This is a genomic window from uncultured Cardiobacterium sp., assembly GCF_938028185.1.
GTDB lineage: Bacteria > Pseudomonadota > Gammaproteobacteria > Cardiobacteriales > Cardiobacteriaceae > Cardiobacterium.
Genome location: NZ_CALJAH010000082.1, coordinates 1 through 1664, shown reverse-complemented (window position 1 = coordinate 1664; position 1664 = coordinate 1). Strand labels below are relative to the sequence as shown.

Here is a 1664-nt window from a genome sequence, read left to right as displayed (position 1 = left end):
GGGTGCCTTTGGCGGCGTCCTCGTCATCCTGCTGATTATCGTCGCCTGGCTGGCATAAGGAGCAAACCATGAGCGAAAACATCGAAAAAACCGCAAACAAAACCTACTGGTGGCATTTCAATTACGAACACGCCCGCCACCTGCGCCACTTCAAGCCGATTTACTGGGGACTGTTCTCCGTCGGCGGCACCATCGCCGCACTGGCGCTGGCACCGATTATCATCGTCCTCTCCATCGCCCTGCCCTTCGGCTGGCTCGGCAGCCCGGCGGAGTTTTATCAGAACATCCACGGCTTTGTGGCCAACAAATTCGTCTATCTGGTACTCACAGGCATCATTTTTTCGATGATGTGGCACGGCGTACACCGCTTCTACTACCTGCTGCACGACCTGCACTACCACATCGGCAACCGCTTCCGTAACATCTGCTACCTCGTGACCATCGCGGTCTTTCTCCTCACCCTCTACGCCGGCTGGTTCTAAAACCCGCCCCACACACGAAAAAGCGCAGCCGGAGCTGCGCTTTTTCGTGCAGGCGACGTTCACAGCAGTTACGACTGTGCCAAAATTGGCCTTTCCCGCATCGCCCGGGACGACGTCATAAACATCCCCAACTCAACCGGAGACTCGCCATGCAAAAACTGACCCTTTCCCTCCTCCTCGCCCTCGGCGCCAGCCTTGCCGCCTGCGACCAGCCAAAAAGCGACGCCGACAAACCCGCCACCACCCAAGCCACGCCTGCCTTTATCGGCACCTACAAAGGCGTGCTGCCCTGCGCCAGTTGCGCCGGCATTGAGACCACGCTTGAACTCAACGCCGACGGCAGCTACCGCCTGACCACGCTCTTCCTTGAAGTGCCGGACGCCAAACCAGAAACCGTTACTGGCCGCTACCGCCAAAGCGACGACAAAACCCTGATTCATCTTGACGAAAACGGCGACGGTTTCACCTACGCTATTGGCGACAACCAACTGGAAATGCGCGACAGCGACGGCACGAATGGCGGCCGCAGCGAAGAAGAAAACGCCAACTACCGCCTGAAAAAACAATAAACCTCAATAACGCAGGCCGGGCATTCGCATCCGGCCTAAAAAATCTTCCCCAAACCATGTCATTCCAACCCGACTTCAACCACCCCGACAGCCAAAGCTGGCAGCGCCTCATCGCCTGGCCGGGCATTATCATTTTTGCCCTTGCCGTCATTGCTCTGCCACTGGCTTCCTTTATTGCCGATACATTCGTTTCCGGCATTCTCCACTACCTGGTCATGATTGCTCTCTTCATGGCAATACTCAAAGCGCTTACACCGCTACATAAATACCTGACCCGCATTTGTGGCAATCATACCCCGGCGGTTATTTGCGACCACCAGGGCATTACCTTTTACAATCTGCGCGACCGTATCGCCCACCAATGGCGCTGGACAGAATTGCATAAAATCAGCTATCCCGATGAGGCCTTCCCGCTGAAATTGTTCATAGAAACACGCGATGGCACAAAAACCACCATACGCTTTGAACTGGAATTACGCGCTGAATTAGTACCGGAGATTGCCGCCGTGGCCATGCGCTATCTGCAAGATAATCGCCACGCTGCTACCGCCAATCCCACCCCGGAAATCACAACCGCAGCCCCCAAAACGCATACGCCCATTTCTGAACGCTG

Annotated in this window: 3 protein-coding genes; all 3 read left to right on the top strand. The window is 55.8% G+C overall.

The window, feature by feature from the left end; genetic code table 11:
- The first annotated feature begins 68 nt into the window (after window positions 1–68).
- Entirely contained in the window at window positions 69–482 is a 414-nt protein-coding gene (frdD, locus tag Q0349_RS02685; protein WP_298079335.1) for a fumarate reductase subunit FrdD, read from the top strand.
- 149 nt (window positions 483–631) lie between these two features.
- Entirely contained in the window at window positions 632–1051 is a 420-nt protein-coding gene (locus tag Q0349_RS02680; protein ID WP_298079334.1) for a copper resistance protein NlpE, read from the top strand.
- Between the two features lie 56 nt (window positions 1052–1107).
- On the top strand, window positions 1108–1664 hold a 557-nt coding region (locus Q0349_RS02675), incomplete at its 3' end, for a hypothetical protein (RefSeq protein ID WP_298079333.1).

Excerpts from the sequence above, each read along its gene's own strand:
- frdD (WP_298079335.1), top strand. The coding sequence starts at position 69 with ATGAGCGAAAACATCGAAAAAACCGCAAACAAAACCTACTGGTGGCAT.
- Q0349_RS02680 (WP_298079334.1), top strand. The coding sequence starts at position 632 with ATGCAAAAACTGACCCTTTCCCTCCTCCTCGCCCTCGGCGCCAGCCTT.